This is a genomic window from Arcobacter venerupis (genome assembly GCF_013201665.1).
In the GTDB taxonomy this organism is placed as follows: domain Bacteria; phylum Campylobacterota; class Campylobacteria; order Campylobacterales; family Arcobacteraceae; genus Aliarcobacter; species Aliarcobacter venerupis.
The window spans coordinates 2,044,628-2,067,046 of sequence record NZ_CP053840.1 but is presented as its reverse complement, the minus strand read 5'-3'; the positions used below and the strand labels follow the sequence as shown (position 1 = coordinate 2,067,046).

At 27.5% G+C, this 22,419-nt stretch carries 23 protein-coding genes and 1 pseudogene; 7 read left to right on the top strand and 17 right to left on the bottom strand.

The genetic code is table 11. The annotated features are described in order from the left end of the window. Positions 1–8 precede the first annotated feature (8 nt). A complete protein-coding gene (locus AVENP_RS10295) occupies positions 9–836 on the bottom strand; it encodes a LysR family transcriptional regulator (RefSeq protein ID WP_128357852.1) in 828 nt (275 codons plus the stop codon). A gap of 91 nt (positions 837–927) precedes the next feature. Here AVENP_RS10295 and AVENP_RS10290 point away from each other — a divergent pair, with 91 nt between their 5' ends. Beyond that, positions 928–2,112, top strand: a complete 1,185-nt coding sequence (locus tag AVENP_RS10290; protein ID WP_128357853.1) for a YbfB/YjiJ family MFS transporter — start codon at positions 928–930, stop codon at positions 2,110–2,112. Then, positions 2,113–2,328 carry a tautomerase family protein gene (locus tag AVENP_RS10285; protein ID WP_128357854.1) on the top strand — a complete coding sequence of 72 codons (216 nt, stop codon included), beginning with the start codon at positions 2,113–2,115 and terminating at the stop codon, positions 2,326–2,328. It abuts the gene before it with no gap. 29 nt (positions 2,329–2,357) lie between these two features. Here AVENP_RS10285 and AVENP_RS10280 read toward each other — a convergent pair whose 3' ends face one another. The 13 genes from AVENP_RS10280 to AVENP_RS10220 all read right to left on the bottom strand — a co-directional run bounded on the left by AVENP_RS10280 (position 2,358) and on the right by AVENP_RS10220 (position 15,410). Next, a complete protein-coding gene (locus tag AVENP_RS10280) occupies positions 2,358–3,038 on the bottom strand; it encodes a YggS family pyridoxal phosphate-dependent enzyme (protein WP_128357855.1) in 681 nt (226 codons plus the stop codon). Positions 3,039–3,047: 9 nt separating this feature from the next. Next, a complete protein-coding gene (gene rseP / locus AVENP_RS10275) occupies positions 3,048–4,106 on the bottom strand; it encodes an RIP metalloprotease RseP (protein ID WP_128357856.1) in 1,059 nt (352 codons plus the stop codon). Between the two features lie 9 nt (positions 4,107–4,115). Then, on the bottom strand, positions 4,116–4,661 hold the full coding sequence (gene pgsA, locus AVENP_RS10270) for a CDP-diacylglycerol--glycerol-3-phosphate 3-phosphatidyltransferase (protein ID WP_128357857.1): 546 nt from the start codon (positions 4,659–4,661) through the stop codon (positions 4,116–4,118). Continuing rightward, positions 4,661–5,440, bottom strand: a complete 780-nt coding sequence (locus tag AVENP_RS10265) for an enoyl-ACP reductase (protein ID WP_128357858.1) — start codon at positions 5,438–5,440, stop codon at positions 4,661–4,663. Before AVENP_RS10265 ends, pgsA begins: the two co-directional genes overlap by 1 nt. Beyond that, positions 5,440–6,327: a 4-hydroxy-tetrahydrodipicolinate synthase gene (gene dapA / locus AVENP_RS10260; protein ID WP_128357859.1), complete on the bottom strand. Its 888-nt coding sequence runs from the start codon at positions 6,325–6,327 to the stop codon at positions 5,440–5,442. Before dapA ends, AVENP_RS10265 begins: the two co-directional genes overlap by 1 nt. Before the next feature lie 8 nt (positions 6,328–6,335). Further along, positions 6,336–6,803: a globin domain-containing protein gene (locus AVENP_RS10255; protein ID WP_128357860.1), complete on the bottom strand. Its 468-nt coding sequence runs from the start codon at positions 6,801–6,803 to the stop codon at positions 6,336–6,338. Further along, positions 6,804–8,147 carry a M16 family metallopeptidase gene (locus AVENP_RS10250; protein ID WP_128357861.1) on the bottom strand — a complete coding sequence of 448 codons (1,344 nt, stop codon included), beginning with the start codon at positions 8,145–8,147 and terminating at the stop codon, positions 6,804–6,806. It lies immediately after the preceding gene. 12 nt (positions 8,148–8,159) lie between these two features. Then, positions 8,160–9,218, bottom strand: coding sequence for a quinone-dependent dihydroorotate dehydrogenase (locus AVENP_RS10245; protein WP_128357862.1), 1,059 nt, complete (start codon positions 9,216–9,218; stop codon positions 8,160–8,162). An 83-nt stretch (positions 9,219–9,301) separates the two neighbouring features. Next, a complete protein-coding gene (locus AVENP_RS10240) occupies positions 9,302–11,011 on the bottom strand; it encodes an ABC transporter ATP-binding protein (protein ID WP_128357863.1) in 1,710 nt (569 codons plus the stop codon). A gap of 89 nt (positions 11,012–11,100) precedes the next feature. After that, positions 11,101–12,405, bottom strand: a complete 1,305-nt coding sequence (gene murJ / locus AVENP_RS10235) for a murein biosynthesis integral membrane protein MurJ (RefSeq protein ID WP_128357864.1) — start codon at positions 12,403–12,405, stop codon at positions 11,101–11,103. Continuing rightward, the gene (locus AVENP_RS10230; protein ID WP_128357865.1) at positions 12,405–13,982 is read right to left on the bottom strand and encodes an endonuclease/exonuclease/phosphatase family protein; all 1,578 of its coding nucleotides are present in this window, start codon (positions 13,980–13,982) and stop codon (positions 12,405–12,407) included. Before AVENP_RS10230 ends, murJ begins: the two co-directional genes overlap by 1 nt. 61 nt (positions 13,983–14,043) lie before the next feature. Further along, positions 14,044–14,694: a ferritin family protein gene (locus tag AVENP_RS10225; RefSeq protein ID WP_128357866.1), complete on the bottom strand. Its 651-nt coding sequence runs from the start codon at positions 14,692–14,694 to the stop codon at positions 14,044–14,046. 53 nt (positions 14,695–14,747) lie between these two features. Beyond that, on the bottom strand, positions 14,748–15,410 hold the full coding sequence (locus AVENP_RS10220) for a ferritin family protein (protein WP_128357867.1): 663 nt from the start codon (positions 15,408–15,410) through the stop codon (positions 14,748–14,750). A gap of 210 nt (positions 15,411–15,620) precedes the next feature. Between AVENP_RS10220 and AVENP_RS10215 the strand changes: the two genes are divergently transcribed. Next, complete coding sequence (locus AVENP_RS10215; RefSeq protein WP_128357868.1) at positions 15,621–16,025, top strand: Fur family transcriptional regulator; 405 nt, start codon at positions 15,621–15,623, stop codon at positions 16,023–16,025. A 24-nt stretch (positions 16,026–16,049) separates the two neighbouring features. On the opposite strand, the gene ybeY is transcribed toward AVENP_RS10215, so the two are convergent. Together ybeY and radA are read right to left on the bottom strand one after the other, a co-directional pair. Next, on the bottom strand, positions 16,050–16,469 hold the full coding sequence (ybeY, locus tag AVENP_RS10210; RefSeq protein ID WP_128357869.1) for an rRNA maturation RNase YbeY: 420 nt from the start codon (positions 16,467–16,469) through the stop codon (positions 16,050–16,052). Between the two features lie 8 nt (positions 16,470–16,477). Continuing rightward, positions 16,478–17,827, bottom strand: a complete 1,350-nt coding sequence (gene radA, locus AVENP_RS10205) for a DNA repair protein RadA (protein ID WP_128357870.1) — start codon at positions 17,825–17,827, stop codon at positions 16,478–16,480. A 150-nt stretch (positions 17,828–17,977) separates the two neighbouring features. Here radA and AVENP_RS16010 point away from each other — a divergent pair, with 150 nt between their 5' ends. The 3 genes and pseudogenes from AVENP_RS16010 (at position 17,978) to AVENP_RS10195 (ending at position 20,751) form a co-directional block, all read left to right on the top strand. After that, positions 17,978–18,112, top strand: coding sequence for a hypothetical protein (locus AVENP_RS16010; RefSeq protein WP_268907610.1), 135 nt, complete (start codon positions 17,978–17,980; stop codon positions 18,110–18,112). Positions 18,113–18,325: 213 nt separating this feature from the next. Beyond that, positions 18,326–20,125, top strand: a pseudogene (locus AVENP_RS10200) (methyl-accepting chemotaxis protein); the annotation flags it as partial. A gap of 140 nt (positions 20,126–20,265) precedes the next feature. Continuing rightward, entirely contained in the window at positions 20,266–20,751 is a 486-nt protein-coding gene (locus AVENP_RS10195) for a ribonuclease HI (protein WP_128357872.1), read from the top strand. On the opposite strand, the gene AVENP_RS10190 is transcribed toward AVENP_RS10195, so the two are convergent. Next, the gene (locus AVENP_RS10190; RefSeq protein ID WP_128357873.1) at positions 20,743–21,726 is read right to left on the bottom strand and encodes a lipid A deacylase LpxR family protein; all 984 of its coding nucleotides are present in this window, start codon (positions 21,724–21,726) and stop codon (positions 20,743–20,745) included. The genes AVENP_RS10195 and AVENP_RS10190 overlap by 9 nt on opposite strands. A gap of 61 nt (positions 21,727–21,787) precedes the next feature. On the opposite strand from AVENP_RS10190, the gene AVENP_RS10185 reads away from it, so the two are divergent. Continuing rightward, entirely contained in the window at positions 21,788–22,351 is a 564-nt protein-coding gene (locus tag AVENP_RS10185) for a YqiA/YcfP family alpha/beta fold hydrolase (protein ID WP_128357874.1), read from the top strand. Positions 22,352–22,419 lie beyond the last annotated feature (68 nt).

The following is a 22,419-nucleotide window of genomic DNA, read 5'->3' as shown; positions in this document are numbered from 1 at the left end:
AACTTTATTTAAAAGGTAAATTCTTTTAAATAAGTCTCTATTTTTGGAATGTTATCTTTTCTACAAACTAAACAAGTTGGTATATTTGCCAGCTGTTTTGGTAGATTTATTATTTTTAAATCATTTTCATATTTTAGTTTTTTTACTATGCTTAAGGGTAAAAAGCTTTTTCCCATTCCCGCTTTTACACAACCTAAAATAGTTTCATAATTTCCAAATTCTAAATTTTTAAAATTCTCATCTGAAAACTCTTTTAGATAATTTTGTCCAAATTCATTGTAAGCACAACCATTTTTAAAAGATAAAAAAACATTTGGGCAATTTTCATTTTTTGGTTCTACTAAAACAATCTCTTCATCAATTTTATTTAAAACAACCAAATCTTCATGTTTTGGCTCACCACTCATAAATGCAATATCTACTTTATAATCGAGTAACTCTTTTGTGATTTCTCTAGTGGTATTTGTGATTAATTCTAAACTCATATTTGGAAAATCACTATGAAGTTGAAGTAAAAAAGGAACAATTCTTGTTGATGCATTTGATTCAGTTGATCCAACAATTAGATGCTCTTGATTATCAATATTTTTCATATCATAGGTTGCTTGTTTAACTTTTTTTACAATTTCAATAGCATAAGGATAGAGTTTTTCCCCTTCTTTACTTAATATTACACCTTTTGGAACTCTATGAAATAGGGCAAATCCCAAAGATTTTTCTAGTTGTTTTATTCTTGAAGTTACGTTTGATTGGGCGAATTCTAGATTATTTGCTGCTTTTGTAATACTCTTTTCACGGGCAACTTCAACAAAAACTTTTAGTAAATTTGAATCCATATCTCTTTTCCTTATATCATTAATCATGATTTAGTATTTGACTTAATATCATTAATAGTGATATTATACTGAAATACTAAGGAGAGAGAGTATGCAAAAGATAAATTTATTAGACAAAAATTCAAATGTAGCTATTTTACTTGCGGGAATTATCGCACTAATTATTGGTGTGGGAGTTGCAAGATTTGTTTTTACATCATTATTGCCTCCAATGCTTGAGAATTATTTAACTATTAGTTTCGCAGGAGTTTTAGCTTCTATTAATTATGTTGGATATTTAGCGGGTTCAATTTTCGCTGTTTTTATAAAAGATATAAATGCTAAAGTAAAATTTTTTAGATTAGGTATGTTTTTAGCAGTTTTAACAACCCTAATACTTGGAGTTACAACTTCTGAGACAATGTGGATAATATCAAGAGTTCTTGCAGGATTTGGGGCTGCTATGGCTTTGGTTGTGGGTTCTGCTATTGTAATGAATAAACTTAATATTCAAAATAAAACAAAAGCGATGGGAATACATTTTTCTGGAATTGGATTTTCTATTTTAGTGAGTGACGTAATAGTAAGAATTGTATTTCATTTTAATGGAACATGGCAGTTTGCTTGGGTTGTTTTAGCACTTTTTGCTTTTGTGTTGTCATTTTATTCTATGTACATTTTGTCATATGATAAAGAGGTAAAACAAAATAGTGTAAAACATCATATTGATAAATCTCTATTTTCACCTTTTGTTATAATTTTAATTATGGCGTATTTTTGTGAAGGTGTTGGAATGGTTGTTCAAGGAACTTTTTTACCAGATATTATAAATTCATTAAAAGGACTTGAGGGATTTGGAAGTTTTACATGGACTTTAGTTGGACTTGCTGGAATTCCATCTTGTATAGTTTGGATGATGTTAGCTCATAAATATGGAAGTGTGAATATAATAATTCTTGCAATGTTTTTACAAGTAATTGGTATTATGATTTCAGCTTTAACAAATAATGTATATCTAAATCTATTTTCAGGAGTTTTATATGGTGGTACTTTTGTTGGGCTTGTTGCATTGTTTATGAATTTAGGTGGAAAACTTGCTGGGAATAATCCTGTAATGTTAATGGGAGCATTAACTACAGCTTATGGAATAGGGCAAGTTACTGCACCACTTTATAGTGTAGCCTTGATTGAACACTTTAAAACTTATGATTATGCTTTATATTTAACAGCATTAATAGTTTTTGGTGGAATTGTATTATTACTATTAACAAAAATATTTAAATTAAAAGGAGAATAAATGCCATTAATAAATGTAAAAATGACCCATGAAGATGGAGGAGCTACAAAAGAGCAAAAAGAAGAGTTATCACAAGGTATAACTGAACTTTTTGCTAAAATATTTAATGGTCGAGGTGCTTCTAGTGCTGTTGTGATTATTGAAGAAGTTAGTACTGATAATTATGCAATAGGTGGAAAAACAATAACGCAAATAAGAAGTGAAGCTAAGAAATAAAAAGTATTTGATTTTAAAGAGTAGAAAATCTACTCTTTAAATAAAGAAGAACCAACTCTAATCATATTTGATCCACTTGCAATTGCTAGTTCAAAATCACTACTCATTCCCATAGAACAATATTTTGCTCCAAAAGGAACTAATTCATCATAGATTTTTTTTGTTGTTTTAAAAGAGTCTCTTATAACTTTTTCATCTTCCACATGTGCTCCAATACTCATAACACCTTTTAGGATGATATTTGGGCAAAGTTCTATTATTTGTTTATAAATTTCAACTGCATTTTCAGGAAGAACTCCTGATTTTGTCTCTTCATAGGCTGAATTTATTTGAAGTAGGGCAGATAGTTTTTTATTTTTAGCTTCAAGTTTTTTATTTAATTCAAGTGCTAAATCTAAAGAGTCTAAAGAGTGAACTAAAGTAGGATTTAAATCAATTAGATTATTTATTTTATTTTTTTGTAAAGTTCCAATAAAATGCCACTCTATTGGTAAATCATCTAAAGTTTCAGATTTTTCTTTTAAATCTTGAACCTTATTTTCTCCAAAAGCTCTTTGTCCTGCTTCGTATAAAGTTTTTACATCATCTGCTGTTGAGTATTTTGAAACACCAATTATTTTTACAATATGATGTTCAGAAATTCTAAGTCTTGCACCTTCAACTTTTGTAATTATTTCATCTAAATTTTTTGTTGCTGCTAATTTATTCATTTGATTTACCTAATTATTTAAAAAGATTCTATTAATATCATTATAAATTCCAAGAAGCATTAAACTCCCTAGAATTACCCAACCAAAGATAGTTAAAAACATAAATACACGATCGCTCGGTTTTCTTCTTGTAATCATTTCATATAGATTAAACATGATATGTCCACCATCAAGTGCTGGAATTGGAAGAAGATTTAAAACTCCAAGATTTACAGAAATTAGTGCTGTTATAGCAAATAAAGCAATAATCGAAGATTCACTTGCATCTGAAATTACTTTTCCAATAGAGATAACTCCACCCACTTCACTGCTTGGAATTGCACCTTGAATTAGTTTTTGAACACCTTGAAAAATCATACTAGAAGATAAAAGAGTTTTTTCATAAGCATAAACTACAGATTCACTAAAAGATAAGTCAAGCTTTATGATTTTTCCAGATGGTGAAATTCCTATCATTCTTTTTTTGATTTTTTCTTTAAACATATTTTCACTATCAGAGATATAAGGATTTATTGTTTTTGCAATAATTACACCATCTCTTTTTATGAAAAATTTTAATGCTCCATCAGAATTTACAATTGTTTTTCCAATTTCATCCCAAGATTTTATTTCTGTGTCATTTATTTTTATAATTTCATCGTTTGGAAGAATCCCTGCTTGAAATGCTGGTGAATTTTTTTGAACTTGTCCAACTTGTGCTGCCCAAGTAGTTGCTCCCATCATTGCAATACTAAAGTATAAAATAGCTGCTAAAATAAAGTTTGCAAAAGGACCTGCAAATAAAATTATTATTCTTTGCCAAGGTTTTTTAGTATTATATGAATCATTGCCATTTTCAACTAAAGAGGGTTTAGAGTCATCTTGACCTTTCATTTTTACATATCCACCAAGTGGAACTAAGGCAAATTGCCAAGTTGTTCCCATCCACTCTTTTGCATATAATTGTTTACCAAAACCAATTGAAAATACATAAACTTTTACACCAAAATATCGAGCTGCTAAAAAGTGTCCAAGTTCATGGAAAAAAACTAAAAATGATAAAACAAGTAAAAAAGTAATAGTACCCAAAAAAAGCCTTTAATTTTTGAAATAATCTCTTGTATATTCATATCCTGAATATATTGTTAAAATAACAGCTAACCATAAAATCTCTGTTGCAAAGGGCCAATTCATTGTTAAAAAACCAATAGCTATCATTTGAACAACAGTTTTTATTTTTCCTGCCATGGTAGAAGCTACATCTTTACCTTCACTTACGGCTACAACTCTAAGTCCTGTGATAAAAAATTCCCTTGAAAGTATTAAAAATACAGCCCAAGCAGAAGCTCTATTTATTACAATTAACCCTATGAAGCCAGCAAGTACTAGCATTTTATCTGCAAGCGGATCTAATATTCCCCCTAGTTTTGTCATTTGGTTCCAGTTTCTAGCAATAAAACCATCAAAAAAATCAGTAACAGAAGCTATAACAAAAATGAGTCCAGCAAAGAAATCTAGCCATGAAGGATGCCATGAAGCAAAAATAGGATTGTTTCTATCTATAAAGAACCATAGCATTAGCGGAGCTAATGCTATTCTAAAAAGTGCCAAAATATTTGGAAGATTCAGTGCTTTTGATGACATTATCTAAAAGTCGTCCCACCATCAACAATTAAAGTATGACCTGTAATCCATGATGCATCAGATGTACATAAGAAATAACATGATTGTGCTAAATCTTGAGGTTGACCTATTCTGTTTAATGGAGAATATTCAGCAGTTTTTGCTTTTACTTCTTCATAGTTTGTAAATGCTTTAAGTGCATCTGTGTCAATTGGACCTCCAGAAACTGCATTTACTCTAATTCCAAATTCACCTAGTTCATTTGCAGCATATTTAACCATAGCTTCAACAGCTGCTTTGTTTGTTCCATGACCTGCATAGTTTTCAATGTATACTAAATTTCCAGTTGAAGATAAAGAAACAATTGCTCCACCACCAATTTTTTGCATCCTTTTTGCAGCTTGTTGAGCTCCACAAACAAATGCATTTACAGTTGCTGTATAAATATTATTTAAACCTCTTGGTTTTAATTTCATAAATTTACCATACCCCCCAACAACAGCTCGACCATAAATCATTGCATTTGAAATAAAGAAGTCAACTCTATCAAAATCTTTGTCAATCTCTTCAAATAGTTCTTTATATTTTTCTGGTTCTAAAATATTAAATGGATATGCTTTACATTTTACATTATATTTTTCTTCAATATCTTTACAAATATCTTCAGCAAATTGTTGATTTGAATTATATGTAAAAGCTACATTTATGCCATTACTCGCAAATTTATAAACACACTCTTTTCCTATACCTTTAGTTCCACCAGAAATTACTAAAGTTTTATCTTTCATACTATCAGCCATTATTTTATTACCTCATATTTTTCTAAAGTTTTTTCTAATTTTTTCATTGTTTCACTACTTGGAGAAACTAATGGAAGTCTATATTCTAAAGTGTCAAGTAAACCTGCTAAATACATAGCAGCTTTGATTGGTATTGGATTACTCTCACAGAATAATACAGAATTTAAAGCATATAAATCTTCATTTATTTGTTTAGCTTTTTCAAAATCACCCTCAAAAACACTATTTACTAATTGTGATTTTAAATTAGGAAGAAGATTAGCGGTAACAGAGATTATACCTTTTGCTCCACTTACAAGCATTGGAAAATCAATAGCATCATCACCTGAAAATACAAGAAAATCTTTTCTTTGTGAAATTAAACATATAGCTCGCTCTAAAGAACCTGTTGCTTCTTTAATTGCATATATGTTTTTCACATCATCAAAAAGTCTAATAGCTGTATTTGCTTCTAAGTCAACAGATGTTCTTCCTGGAACATTATAAAGTACAAAAGGAATTTCTACTGAATTTGCAATTGCTTTAAAATGTTGATATAAACCCTCTTGTGTTGGTTTATTATAATATGGAGTTATAGATAATATTCCATCTGCGCCTACATCTTGAGCATGTTTTGCTAATTCACAGGCTTCATTAGTTGCATTAGATCCAGCCCCTGCAATTACTTTAGTATTTGAACCTTTACAAGCAGCAACTGCAACTTCTATACACTCTTTATGTTCATTAAATGAAAGTGTAGCACTTTCTCCTGTAGTTCCCACAGGAACAACTGCATTTATACCTTGTGCAATTTGTCTTTTAATTAAAGACTCAAATTTAACTAAATCAACTTTTCCATTTCTAAATGGGGTTACAAGTGCGGTCATTGAACCGGTAATAATTTCCATATTTCTTTCTATCCTTTACTTACTACTAAATCTTCTAATTCTAATCTCTCATTTACATTTACCGTATGCTTTGAAAAAGTTTCTAAAAAGTTCCAAAAACTTTGTTTTGCACCTTCTGAGATATCAACTTTTCTTAAAACTTCTTCCATACAACCAAGCCATTCTCTTCTTGCTTTTTCAGTAATTGAGAACTTCTCATGGGTTTTTAACATGTCAAAATGCCCAACAGCTTTTGTGTAATTTTTCTCTCCACCACAAGCTTCAATAAAAAACTTCACGTTATGAGCTTTTATTTTTTCTAACTCTTCTTCATTTTGTGGAAAAAAATTTCCAATGTCACTATCAACAACTAAATCATAAAAATCACTAAATAGTTTTTTTAATCTATCTTCACCCATTTCTTCTAAAAAAAGTGAAAGAGGGTATTCAAAATCAGGTTTCTCTCCAAATTTTGTTTTGCTAATAGAGTAATCCATTTATTTATCTTCTTGCTTTAAAATAACTGTTGTAGAGTTATTTTTTGTCAAGTATTTTTTTGCAACATTAATTAAATCATCTTTAGTTAGTTTATCTACATTTTCCTCATAATTTAAAAGAGGTTTTATATTGTCTCTTACAAAATAAGAACCATATAAAGAAGCCACTTCAGTTGAACTTTCAAGTGAAAAAATAAAATCAGCTTTTGTATTTATTTTAATTTTATCAATATCTTTTTGAGAAATATCACCTTTTTGGATTTGCGCAATTGTATCTAAAATTTCTTTTTCAATTTCTTTAGCATCAACACCTTCATTTGCAACGGCCATAAACATGAAAATTCCAGGGTCTTTTAATTCCATATTATAGGCATAAATTGTGTTTACTAATCTTTTCTCATCTACAAGTTTCTTTTGTAAAATTGAACTTTTCCCACTACTTAAAAATTCACTAAGAGCTGAAAGAGCAACTTGATCTTCATGTTCAAAGTTTGGAATATGATAAGTTATTGCAATCATTTGAACAGCTGATTCTTTATTTATTACTACTCTTTTTTCTCCATCTTGAACTGGTTCAACTGTATGAAGAAGTGAAGGAATCTCTTTTGTATTTTTAATATTCTTAAAATGTTTCTCAACAGATGAAAAAACATCTTTTTCATCAATATCACCGGCAACTACAACTATTGCATTTTTTGGTTGATAATAAGTACTATGAAAATCTCTAATATCAGTGATTGTCCAGTTTTGAATATCACTCATAAATCCAATTGGTGTCCAGTGATATGGATGGTAAATATAAGCATTGTTAAAAAGTCTGAATTGTAAATATCCCATTGGATTATTATCTGTTCTCCATCTTCTTTCTTCAGCTACAACATCACGTTCAGGTTGGAATTCTTCATCTTTTAGCGTTAAATTTTCCATTAAATCTGCAAATAATCCTACAGATTTATCCATGTTTTTTGAAGCAGATTTTATGTAATAATGAGTGTAGTCAAATGATGTAGAGGCATTATTCATCCCACCAAAACCTTTTACTATTTCATCAAATTCTCCAGCTTTTAAGTTTTTTGTAGATTTAAAATTTAAATGTTCTAACATATGAGCAATTCCACTTTTACCCATTTTTTCATCTCTACTTCCAACTTTATAAAAAACATCAGTTGATATAACACCTGAACTATTTTTCATTGGAATTGCAACTATTTCTAAACCATTTTCTAAAGTTTTTGTATAATATTTTGGTAAACTGCTACTCATTAATTCTCCCGAAATTGTAATTAATAATAAAAATTGAATAATGAATATCTTAATTAAATTACTATTTTTACTTCTATTCATTATCTATTCCTTTTATTTTAAATTAGCTCCAATGGCTTGTGAAATATTTTCATATCCATCTTTTGCCATTAGTTCTAATATCTCTTCATTTATTTTTTTAACCATTGAAGGTCCCTCAAAAATCATTCCTGTATATGATTGTACAAGATTTGCACCATCTTTGATTCTTTCATAAGCTTGTTCACCTGTTGCAATTCCACCAACAGAGATTAAAACTGTTTTTCCAAATAATTCTTTTGCTAACTCTTTAAATAAACTAGCAGATTTTTGCGTCAAACAAGCTCCTGACAATCCACCAAAATTTTGACAATTTGGCACTAAAGTATAATCTATAGTTGTATTTGTGGCAATTATTCCAGCAGCTCCTGCATTTATTGCACTATTACATAAATCAATTGCCATACTAGCTTCCATATCAGGTGCAATTTTTAGTAATATTGGTTTTGATGTTAACTCTTTTGCCATTGTAAAAAGTTCTGTTATGAACTTCTCATTTTGTAAATCTCTTAAATTTGGAGTATTTGGACTTGAAATATTTATTACTAAATAATCACTATTTGCTTCAAATTTTTTTATTAAACTTTTATAATCACTTAGGGCAAACTCTTCAGGTGTAGTTTTATTTTTCCCTATATTCGCACCAACTGGTATATTAAATGGATAAACTTTTTTTAAGTTTTTTAAAACTTCATGTGAACCTTTATTATTAAATCCCATTGCATTTTGAACTGATCTAAGTTCAGGGTATCTAAACATTCTAGGTTTTGGATTTCCATCTTGAGGTTTTAAAGTCATTGTACCAATTTCAGTAAAGCCAAATCCTAAAGATTTCATAGATTTAATCATTGTTGCATTTTTATCAAAACCAGCAGCAAGCCCAACTGGATTTTCAAATCTTACACCAAAAATTTCTTGAGTTAATTTAGGATTTGATATATAGTTTCTATTTTCCATATAATTTTTCATAATAGAAAAGTTTCCTAAAACTCTTAAACCAATTTCTGCAAGATTGTGTGCAGTCTCTGGTTCAAACTTAAATAAGATTTTTTTCAGTGTTTCATAACTAATCAAAGTTTATCCCTTTTTTAAAATTCATGCATTTTATCTAAAATTCATTAAATATTAGTTTTAATGATTTTTTTAACATTTAATTATTATATATTTGCAAGATTATATAATCTTTGGTACTCTTTACAAGAGTTTAAAAGTTCTTTTTCACTTCCTAAACCAATTATTTCACCATCTTTAAAAACAGCGATTTTATTTGCATTTTTAATTGTACTTAATCTATGAGCTATAATAAAAGTTATTTTATTAGTGCTTACTTCTTGTATTACTTCACTAATAATTGATTCGCTTTCATTATCTAAAGCTGATGTTGCTTCATCTAAAATTAGTATTTGTGGATTTTTATATAAAGCTCTTGCAATAGCAATTCTTTGTCTTTGTCCTCCACTTAAGTTTGTTCCAAATTCATCTAAAATTGTATTTATGCCTTTTTTCATTTTCATGACAAAATCATAAGCATGGGCTTGTTTTAAAACTTCTATAACTCTTATCTCATCTATTTCATAACCATAAGCAACATTTGAAGCTATTGTGTCATTGAAAATATAAACCCTTTGGGTTACGATTGAAATGTTTTCCCTAAGAGATTTTATATCAAAATCTTTTATTGAAGTATCATTTAATAAAATATTTCCACTTGTCGTATCATAAAATCTAATTACAAGATTTATTAAAGAAGATTTTCCCCCACCACTATCTCCCACAAGTGCAATTGTTTCACCTTTTTTTACTTCTAAATTTATCCCTTTTAGAGCTATAAAATCGTCATATTTTAAGAAAACATCTTTGAAATTTATAGTTTGAATATTTGAAGGAAAAATTACTTCTCCAGATGTAATTATTGCTTTTTGAGCAAACATATCATTAATTCTTTCATTTGCAGCAAGAGCATCTTGCATATTATTATAAAGTGAAGATAGTTTTTTAATAGGCGTATATAACATAAATAGTGCTGCAATAAATGAACTAAAAGTTCCTGTTGAAAGCTCTCCTGAGATAACCTTTGAACCACCAACAACTATTACTGCTGCAAAAGCCAATGAACCTATAACTTCCATTAATGGTGAAGTTAGGCCATTTGTTTTTAAAGCTTTCATATTGTATTTGAAAAAAATCATATTATGAATTGAAAATTTAGTTGCTTCTATTTTTTCACTTGAATTTGCTTTTATTATTTCTATATTGTTAAATGATTCACTAAGACTTGTAGTAATATTTGAGTTACTCTCTTGTGATTTAAACGATAATTTTTTCATTCTTTTTGCAAGTTTTGATAAAGGCAAAATTGCAAGTGGTAATACAATTAATCCATAAAATGCAAGTTCAGGTGAGTGATAAATTACTAAAGCAACTAATCCAACAATTGTTAAAGATTCTCTAATAAATTCAGCAACACTATTTGAAATAGCTCTTTGAATTCTATTTATATCATTTGTAATTCTACTTACAAGTTCTCCACCATGTTTTTTTTGAAAGAAATCCATATCAAGTGTTAAAATATGAGAAAAAAGTTTATCCCTTACAATTCTTGTAATATCTTGTCCTATATAAGAGATGTAATAAGCTTGAATATATCCACCAAAACCTTTTGCAGCATAAAGTGCAATTATTATAAAAGGCATTATATGAAGCATTTTTTCATCTTTATTAATAAAAATATCATCAAGTAAAGGCTGAATTGCATAGGCAGTTCCAGAAGTTGAGGCTGAAACTAAAATAATTCCTATGAATGAATAAAAAAAGTATAAAATATAGTTTTTGTAGTAGGGTGCATATTGTTTAAAAAAGTCTCTCATTAATAATCCTGAATATTTAAATAAAGCCTAGATTATAGCTAAATCCTACTAAATATTGTTAAATTAGGAATATATAATAAAAATAGTGATTAAGATTTAGAAAACATTAATATAAACTTTTTAAATCCAAATGCTTTTATTGTTAAAATAAATAGTACAAATCCTCCAATAGTTCCTGCAAAGGCAAGACCTGCTGCTCCAAATGGTTTTATTAAAATTAATGAAAATATGATATTACAAGTCAAACTATACATTGATATTTTTGCAGTTAAAAATTGTTGTTCTTTTGCATACAGCCAAAGTGAAAAAATCTTTGCAAGACCAAAAGGCAATAATCCAATTAAATACATTACTAAAATGAAAGCTGTATTTTGAGTATCGCTACTTGTAAATTGACCTCTTTCAAAAAGAAGTTTTATTATGAACTCGTTAAATACAATTCCAATAAAAGTTGAAATTGATAATAGAGCAAATAAAATCAGTGCTGATTTTTTCATTAATCTTAATGCTCTATCTTCATCTTTATTTTTTATAGCCTTTGCAACCATTGGAAAAAGAGCAATTGATGTGGCAATTGCAAAAATAGCTAGAGGAAGTTGAAAAATTCTATTTGCGTAATATAAATATGAAATTGATCCACTTATCAAAAAAGATGCTAACCATGTATCTATAAAAGCTGAAATATGAAGAGTTGATGAACCAAAAGTTGCGGAAAAAAAGTTTTTATAAAATTTACTCTCTTCTTTTTTTTCATGTTTTTTAAAATGAAAAATTTTACATAAATTGTGTTTTCTAATAGAGTATAAGTGGGCTAGTATTTGTAATATTCCCCCTGCAAGAACTCCATAAGATAGATAAAATGTAATCTCATATTTATCTAAATTTTTTGAAATCAAAAGTGAAATTATCATTGCAATATTTAAAAGAGCTGTTGAATAAGCTGTTGTTGCAAAATGATGTTTATATTGTAAAAGTGCTGCCATAAAAGTTACTGCAAATATTATTGGTAAATAATAAAAATTTATTGCAAATAATGGTGCAGCTAAATCAATTGTTTCTTCATTAAAACCAATGGCAATTGCTTTTGCAACCATATGAGAAAAAAAAGTTACAAATAGTGATAAAAGAATTAGAAAACCAAATAGTTGTAAAAATACAACTGAAGAGAATCTAATTTTATGTTTTGATTTTGCGTAAGATGGTATAAATGCTTGAGTAAAAGCTCCATCTGCAAATACACTTCTAAATAAATTTGGTAGTTTAAAAGCTACAAAAAATATATCAGAGTAGATATTAGCACCCAAAATAGAAGCTGTTAACAAGTCTCTTATAAAACCTAAAACCCTTGAAACTAAAATTCCAGAGCTATTTGTGAAAATTGATTTAAGTAACATTATAATCCTATTTTTATATCAGATGGTTGGTAAATAATTACTTGCATATTGCCTTTGTAAGAGGCTAAATGACCAGTTAAAATAGTAATTATTTCACCATTTTTTGGTAATAAATTTCTTTTATTTGAATATATTTTTATATATTTATCATCTGATAAATATAATTTTGAATTTTTTACAATACCTTTTAAATTTGTTACAATTTCATTTTCATATTTAAAATCAAAAATATCAATGTCTTTTGCATCTAAATATAAAGATTTATAATCATCAACTTTGTTCAATTCATCTAAAATAGCAAAATCTTTTATCTCTTTTAATCCATTGTAATTAAAGATTTGATTAATTTGAAGATTATATGAATAACCTAGATTCAACTCTTTTGCTTTTGAATAAATAAAAATTGCTTTATCATCTCTTCTTTTGATAATTACTTTATCATCATCTTTGTAAATAACAATAGCATCTTGCAAAAATATACTTTTTACTAATTTTTCTTTTTGATATAAATCAGAAATTGTTGTTTGATCTTTTTGTTGTTTTTCTATATTTTTTAAAGAATTAGTATCTTTTTTATTAACTGAAAATTCTGCATATATTGGAAGATGATCAGAATATCCTTCTCCTAAATGTCTTTTATTAAATTTACCAGATGTCATTTTCCATCTATTTACAACATTGTCTTCATATAAATATGAAGGTTTAAAAACATTAAATGATTTTGGTATGTAAGAGACTTTTTTTGTATCAAATAGAGCAGGTGGAATAATAATATCATCAGGAGTACTACTTTGCCCCATATATTTACTTGAAAATCTTTCATTTGAAGGTAAGTCTAACCATAAATTATAATGAACTCTTTTTTCGTTTTTTAAAATATCTTCATATGTTATGAATTGATTATCTATTGTTGTATTTAAAATTTGATTAATTCCTGTTATTCCTGAAGTATTATTTAATTTCTGATTTGTTCTAAAAGTTTGCATTTCATTATAATCAGAGTTGAAATCACCTATTAAAATATAATCATAATCTTTTGGAAGAGTAGAGATTCTTTCTTGTAGATTTTTTGCATATTTTATTCTATAACTTTCTCCCACAGCCTTTGAAGGCCAGTGATTATTAAAAACTTTAAACTCAATATTATCATATATAAAAGTAGTTTCTAAAATTGGTCTAAAAAGTTTTGTTCTAAATTTTACATCTAAATTTTGATTATTTTTAATTTTAATTTTTGATAAGAATCCAACACCAATTGCGGAATCAGGATATTTAATAAAAGAGTAATATTGATAATTTGGGAGTTTTTTTACAAGTAGTTGCATTAATTCTCTATTTTCAATCTCTTGTAAAGCTACAATATCTGCATCTAAATCTTTTAATACTTTTACAATATTATCTATTTTTATATTGAAATTCTTTTGGTTCCATTGTGAAGCTGTATTTGGTATAAATTCACTATATTCACTATTGTCATCTTTTAAATCAAAAAAATTTTCAACATTATAAGAGGCAATTTTAAAATTATTAGCATTTAATGTAATTGTAAATATGAATAATAAGAGAAATTTAAACAAAGAGTTATCTCCGATAATTTTTTTGTAATATTATCGAAGATATTATTTTTTCGAGGTTAAACTATTTTTTAGAGTTTAATCTTGATTGGTATTCTTGAGGATGTTTACAAACTGGACAAACTTTTAGAGCTTTTTTACCTCTATGAACATGTCCACATACTTCACAAATCCACTCTTCTTCCTCATCACTTATAAATTCTTTATCAGAATCAAGTCTATCTTTTAGCATTTTATACATATTCTCATGTTCGATTTCGATTTTACCAATCATATCAAGCATTCTTGCAATTTCAGAATGACCTTCTTCTTTTGCAATTTTTGCAAAATCAGGATACATTGTTGTGTTTTCATAAGATTCACCATCAATTGCATATTGAAGATTTTCACTTGTATCTCCAAATTCTTTGTCATAATTTAAAACATTGTATGCTTTTAATTCAAGTTTAGCATGCATTTTTTCATTGTTTGCAGCTCTTTGGAAATGTTCAGCAATATCTCTGTATCCTTCTTTTTGAGCAATTTTTGCAAAATATTCATATTTATTTCTAGCCATTGACTCACCAGCAAATGCTTTCATTAATACAACAGAAGTTAAATCCTTTGTTATACACTCCATCTCTTCACCACAGCAGTGAAGTTTTCCACCACCTACGTGTGATACTTCAACTGTATTCCCACAAACATTACATTTATAACTCTCGTGTTGTTTCATTATTTACTCCTACATAAATTTAGATTGACTAAGATTGTAACATATTTTGATTACTAACCAACTGTTACATCTTTAGACTTTTTCTTGAAATATTCCTTTTCAACTGCACATAAAGGACAAGCTTTTGGTGGTTTTTTCCCTCTATGAACATGACCACACACTTCACAAATCCACTCTTCTTCCTCTTCGGATTGTAAAAAACCTTCATCAATTAATGCTTGTTTTAATTCTAAATACTCTTTCTCATGTTCAACTTCAACTTTTCCAATTGCTTTAAACATTCTTGCAATCTCTTTTAATCCCTCTTCTTTAGCAATTGCTTCAAAATTTGGGTACATCTCTTCATGTTCATATTTTTCGCCATCTGCTGCGTATTGGATATTTTTTTCTGTACTATCTAATTCAATATTGTGAACTAATTTATTATATGCTTTAAACTCTGCAATTGCATGGTATTTTTCATTTTCAGCTGCCTCTTTAAAAAATCTTGCAATTTTATGGTAACCTTCGTCAAATGCAATTTGTGCAAAAAATTCATATTTATTTCTAGCTTGAGATTCTCCTGCAAAGGCTTTCATTAAGTTAATAGCTGTTAAATTTGTTGTAACCATTTCCATTTCATGTCCACAGCAAGATAATTTTGCATTTGCACCTGTTACTTGTACTTCAACTTCACATCCACATGTGTTACATTTATATGATTCATATTGTTTCATTCTATTTTCCTATTGTTTAAAATTTATCTGAGGAGAATTTTTATCCTTTCAGGAATTATAAAATATTTAAACTTAAAAGAAAATTATTATCCTTTGCAAAAATTTATGCTATAATTATTCAAGAGTTTGTAAATATATTTATTTATAAACTATATAATTTATGTGGAAATAAATAATAAAGTAGTATTATTCCGCAAAAGGGAGTTTTTGATGACAAATTATACAAATTTATTAAAAGAATATGATTTAAAAGTTACTCCGCAAAGAGTAGCGATTGTTGAAGAACTTTACAAAAATGGTCACATGAACATTGATGATTTATACAAAAAACTATTATCTAAGTTCCCATCTGTATCATTAGCAACTATTTATAAGAATATTAATGCAATGATCGAAAAAGTTTTTCTTTCAGAGGTAAAAATACCAAACTCAAAATCTGTTTATGAGTTAGTTAAAGCAGAACATGCCCATTTAGTTTGTTCTTCTTGTGGATATATTGAAGATATTATGATAGATGCATCTAGTGTTTTAGCTGAAGCTTCAACTATAAGTTCATTTAAAATTGATTCTACAAATATAATTCTGAGTGGTCTTTGCCCACATTGTAAAAAATAGTCTAGTTTAAACTAGGCTATTTCTTTAAGAATTTCTAACTATTAAGCTATCAGGTAAATTAAACTGTTTTATTAGCTCTTCTTCTTTAGTTCTGTGTTCCCCATTATCAACTTCATGGTCATATCCTAAAAGATGTAAAATTCCATGAATAAATAAAAGTGAAAACTCTTCATTAAAGCTATGTCCATACTCTTTTGATTTTTCTTCCACAAAATCAGTCGAAATCACAATAGAACCCAAAGGCATATTGTCAAAATCAAAATCCATTGGAAAACTTAAAACATCTGTTGCTTTATCTATGTTTCTATGTTCTTTGTTTAACACTTGTATTTCATCATTTTTTACTACCATTAGCTCAATATCTTTTTTTGTAAGAGTATTTGCAATATTTTCTAAACTTGAAATATCAATTTCAAAATCTGTATTATTTTCTAAATCAATCATTTTTTTCCTTAAAATAGTTCTATCATTTTAGATACTTCATCCACAGCAAAGGTTTTAATATCAAGTTTCAAATTTGTTTTTTGAGCAATTACAGCTTTTTTCATTCCTTGAGCTTGAGCTTCTTTTAGCCTTATATCAATAGAATAAACATCTTTTATTTCTCCAGTTAGTGAAACTTCACCAATAAAAGCAGATTCTTTTGAAATTGGTCTATCTCTGTAAGAAGAGATAATTGCTGCAATTACAGCTAAATCAGCTGAACTTTCTTTGATTTTTATTCCACCACTTATATTTATAAATACATCATAATTATTCAATGGTAAATCAATTTTTTTTTCAAGAAGCGCAAGAAGCATTGTAAGTCTATTTGCATCAAAACCTGTAGCACTTCTTTTGGGATTTGGATAAGTACTCTCTGTAACTAGCGCTTGAACTTCCAAAATTATAGCACGGCTTCCCTCCATAACAACTGTAAGAGCTGAACCACTTTGTGCTTTTGATTTATCAAAGAATTTTGAAGCAATATCTTTGGCACTTATAAGTCCTTCTGCTGTCATTTCAAAAATTCCAATTTCAGAAGTTGAACCAAATCTATTTTTGAAACCTCTTAACATTCGCAGTTCCCTACTAGCTTCACCTTCAAAATATAAAACCGTATCAACCATATGTTCAAGTACTCTAGGTCCTGCAATACTTCCATCTTTTGTGATGTGACCAATTATAAACATTGCAATATCTGACTCTTTTGCTTTACGCATTAGCTCAAAAGTGATTTCTCTCACTTGGCTCACACTTCCAGGCGCTGAACTTAGATTTGAAGAGTAGATTGTTTGAATAGAGTCAATGATTACAACTTCATAATTTTCTCTTAAAAGTTCATCTTGAATCTCTTCAAGCTTTATTTCACTTAAAAGATATAAACTATCATGATTCGCATCTAATCTATTTGCTCGCAGTTTTATCTGTCCAGCACTCTCTTCCCCTGAAACATAAAGAACTTTTTTACCAGATTTTGCGATACTTCCTGCAACTTTTAATAAAAGTGTAGATTTCCCAACCCCTGGACTTCCACCAATCAAAGTTAAACTTCCTGGAACTATTCCACCACCAAGAACTAAATCAAACTCATCATTAAAAGATGAAAATCTAGTTACATTATCTTGTTGTATTTGAGTAATTGGTACGGCTTTTGAAGTTGTATTTACAAGTTTTGAAGTATGTTTTAGAACCTCTTGTTGCTCTTGATTTAATTCAATAAATGAATCCCATGAGCCACAGTTAGGACATTTTCCAAGCCATTTTGTAGCTTGTTCTCCACAGTGTTGACACTCAAATAGTGATATTTTCTTTTTTGCCATTTTCTTTCCTTAAAATTCGAAAGGGATTTTATATGATTTTTGTTTAATTTTTTGTACTTTAGCATAAAAAGATGATAGGGCTTAAAAATATTACAATTTGTGATTTTTTAATATATAATTTATTCTAAATCTTTAAAAAAAGAGTAGTTTATGGCAAATAATTGGAATATTTCTTTATTGTTCAACTCAAAATATTGCCAAGAAAAAAATATAAATAAAGATAGTGTTGCTTCAATAATCAAGTTATTTTTAAAAAAAACAATTCTTTGTTTAATCATTAAATAATAAAAACATATAATCATTAATTTATTTAATATTAATATTAATAATAATATTATATTTGTTATTTATAAAACAATAATAAGTATAAACAAGGAGATTATGGTGTTTAGTAGTATCAGAGGAAAGTTATTAGCTTTAGTTATTTTACCAGTATTAGCAATAGTAATAATTACTACAATTGTAAGTGTAAATTTAACTTATGATAATAGTAAAAAAACATTGGCTGAATTTGAAAAAAGTATAGTTAATGAGAAAAAAGAACTTTTAAAAAATGAAGTTTTGACTGTATATACAATTATTGAAGCAATTATTGGGAATTCAAAAAGTACAGAAGAGGCAAAAAGAAAAGTTATTAGTGTTATATCACAATCTAGATTTTTAAATGGAAGTGGTTACTTCTTTGCATATGAGAAAGTAGGGAACGATTATCAATTTGCATTTCATGGAACTACACCTGAATTAAATGGGACAAAAACAGATATCACAGAACCAGATACAAAAGGTTTTCAGTTTAGAAAAGAGTTAATTGAAACTGGAAATGATGACAATAAATTTGTAGAATATTTTTATAAAAAACCTAATACAAATGAAGAAATAAAAAAACTTTCATTTTCTAAATATATTAAAGAGTTAGATTGGACTATTGTAACAGGTATTTATATTGATGATGTTGAAAAAAAGATTATCAAAGAGACAAAAAGAGTTGATAGTGATGTTAATTCTTTGATTTTTACTCTTATATCAATAATTGCTATTTTATTAGTTTTAATTATTGTTGTTGTTTCATATATTTCGAAAATATCTTTAATAAATCCATTAAAACTTTTTGAAGAAGGATTATTGTCATTTTTGTCATTTTTGAATAAAGAGAAAAAAGATGTAAATCTAATAGAAGTTACTTCAAAAGATGAAATTGGTTTGATGACAAAAAGAATAAATGAAAATATCATAAAAATAAAAGAAACAATACAACAAGATGAAAAAGTTATTGAAGATGTTACAAGAGTTGTTAATGATGTTAGTTCAGGAATATTGACTAAAAAAGTAGAAGCTAAAACTACAAATAGTGTAATCAACGAATTAACTGAAGATTTAAATATGATGATAGGGAATTTATATAATACAATTAATCATACTATTGATGTTTTAAAATCATATGAAAATAGAGATTTTACAAAACAAACTACTATCTCATGTAAAGGAGAACTTTGTTCATTAACAAGTGGAGTTAATAAACTTGGAAATGAAATATCTATAATGCTAAGAGCTAATCTTGAAAATTCTGAAATTTTAGATAAAAATGCAAATAATTTAACATCAAATATGAATAGATTGACTATTAGTGCAAATGAGCAAGCGGCATCATTGGAAGAAACGGCAGCAGCTTTAGAAGAGATAACTGAAACTATGAGATTAAATTCTAATAATATAAATGAACTCTCTTCAAACTCTGTATCTTTAAGGGATGAAGTAAATAAAGGTAAAGAATTATCAAAAAAAACAAGCACTTCAATGGAGCAAATAAATGCAAATGTAAATGCAATAACTGAATCTATTTCTATAATTGATCAAATTGCATTTCAAACAAATATTCTATCTCTTAATGCAGCTGTTGAAGCGGCAACTGCTGGAGAAGCAGGAAAAGGATTTGCAGTAGTTGCAGCAGAAGTGCGAAATCTAGCAACAAGAAGTGCAGAAGCAGCTAAGGAGATAAAATCTTTAGTAGAAAGTGCAACAAAAAGTTCTAAAGAAGGAAAAGATATTGTAAATATTATGTATGAAGGTTATGAAAAACTAAATGATAATATTATAAATACAACATCTATTGTTGATACGGTTACCACAAATGCAAAAGAACAGATGATTGGAGTTGAACAAATAAACTCTGCAATTGGACAATTGGATAAAACAACACAAGAAAATGCAACTATTGCTTCTGAAATTAATGAAGTAGTAAAAAGTGTACATAGTATGGCTGATAAAGTTGTAGAAGAAGTACAAAAATCTAAATTCTAAATAGTGTGACTTTTAAGTCATACTGTTTATCTCAATGTTTACAATAAATAAAGTATAATCTATATATTTTTCAATAAGGAATAAAAAATGGATTTACAACATTGCTTACATTATCAACTTCAAATAGAAGTTAAAATTTGATGAATTCAATAAAACTATTTACTGATTCAAGCGTAAATCCTCAAGAAAAGATAGGTTTTGGTGCTTATTTGAAAATTTTTAATGAAAATGTTTCTCTTCTTGATATGAAAAAAGATATAAAAACTAAAAGATTTGAAGATACAAGTTCTACAAAATTAGAGCTTCAAACACTTCTTTGGGCTTTGGATGAAATAGAAAATGATTCTTTTATTGAAGTTTATACCGATTGTCAAAATATAATAGGCTTGGAAGACAGAAGAAAAAAATTAGAATCAAATGCTTACAAATCATCAAAGGGAAAATTGATGAATAATCATGAATTATATAAACTTTTTTTTGAAAAAATTGATAAATTAAATTTAGTTTTTATAAAAGTAAAAGGGCATAAAAAAAACAGTTTAAAAGATAATATTGATGAGATTTTTAATCTTGTTGATAAAGCTTCAAGAAACGCTTTGAGAGAAAATTTAACTTATCTAAAATAGATAAGTTAAATTTATTCCACCCCAGTTTTCATATTCACTTTTATAATCTGCTGATACAAATTTTGAAGTTTTATAGGTAAAAGATAAAACAAAATCATCGAAATATGTATCAATTGAAAAAAGATGAATAAAAGTATCTTTTAATTTATCTAATTCATAAGATTTATCATAGTTAGTTACATAAAAATAATCTGTATAAGAGTAACCTAAACCATAAGAAACTGACCACGCAAAATCTTTACTTCTTTTTTCATCAAGATTTAAAAGTTTATTTTCATTTGCTCCTATAAATCTTCCAACAGTATTAAAATTGTTTGGATAATTATTTCCATATCTAATTGAACCACCTGCCATTAAAGCTCTATTATAATTTCCAACATCAACTCTGATATTGTTTACAATATCCATTTTACCATAAGAAAAATCATGTTTAAATGTTCTATATCCATAAGCATAAGTGAAGTTATATAAAAAATCATCTGATAATTGATTGTTCCAACCATTTGCTTCATTATTTCCAGTTATGTGATGATAAGTTTTTTGGGCATCTTTGGCTAATGTACTAGGGCCTGCCATTCCTAAAGTTAACATATATTGATGAAAAAAATCTTCTTCCCATTTGTATAAAATAAAATCAACTGTTACAACACCTGCATATGGTACATCACCAATTATTTTATTGTAACTTTCAGAATCATTTGGTGTAAAAGTAAGATGAGAAATAGTCATTCCCATAGTCTGATATTTAGTATCATTGTTAAACGTAGGAATTTTTGATACTAAATCAAAAAAACCACTTTTATATTTATTTAAGTCATTTGTATCTTTATTGCTTAAATAAGTAAATGCAGCACCATTTGTATAGTGTTTGTCTTGTCCATCTACAACATCATTTTCAAAAAAAGCAGAAATTACTTGTGCATTTAAATTTAAAGACAAAAGACAAATTGAAAAAATCTTTAGAAATAATTTCATTATTAATCCTTTTATTGTAATATTCCAAAATTATATAATAATAAAATTGGAAAAAAATAAAATGATAATATATATTCATGGATTTGCAAGTTCAGGCTTTGGTTCTAAACCACAAAAATTTAAAGAGTATTTTGAAGATGAACTAATAACAATTTCACTTCCAACAATCCCAAATTTAGCTATTGATACTTTAGAGCAAATAATTGAAGCTTTTTTAAATAAGGAAGAAGATGTTTATTTAGTAGGTTCATCTCTTGGTGGATTTTATGCTTTATTTCTAGCAAATAAATATGATTTAAAAGCAGTTTTAATAAATCCAGCTGTTAATCCTTGGGGTACTTTGGATAGATATGAAGGTGTTGATTTAGTAACAAATTTTTATGATAATTCAAGATTTGAATTTACAAGTGGTCATATAAAATCTCTTAAAAATTATGAAGTTGATTATATAAAAAACCCACAAAATTTCATAACACTTTTACAAGAAGAAGATGAGGTTTTAGATTTTACTGAAGCTGCTTTAAAACTTGAAAATACTGAACTTATTATTGAAGAGGGTGGAACTCACTCTTTTGATGGAATAGAAAGATATTTCAGAAAAATAAATAGCTTCTTTTATAATTAAAATATTAGCTAAAGACCTGATATTTCAGTATTGATTGGATATAATAAAGACAATTATGATGTATTGAA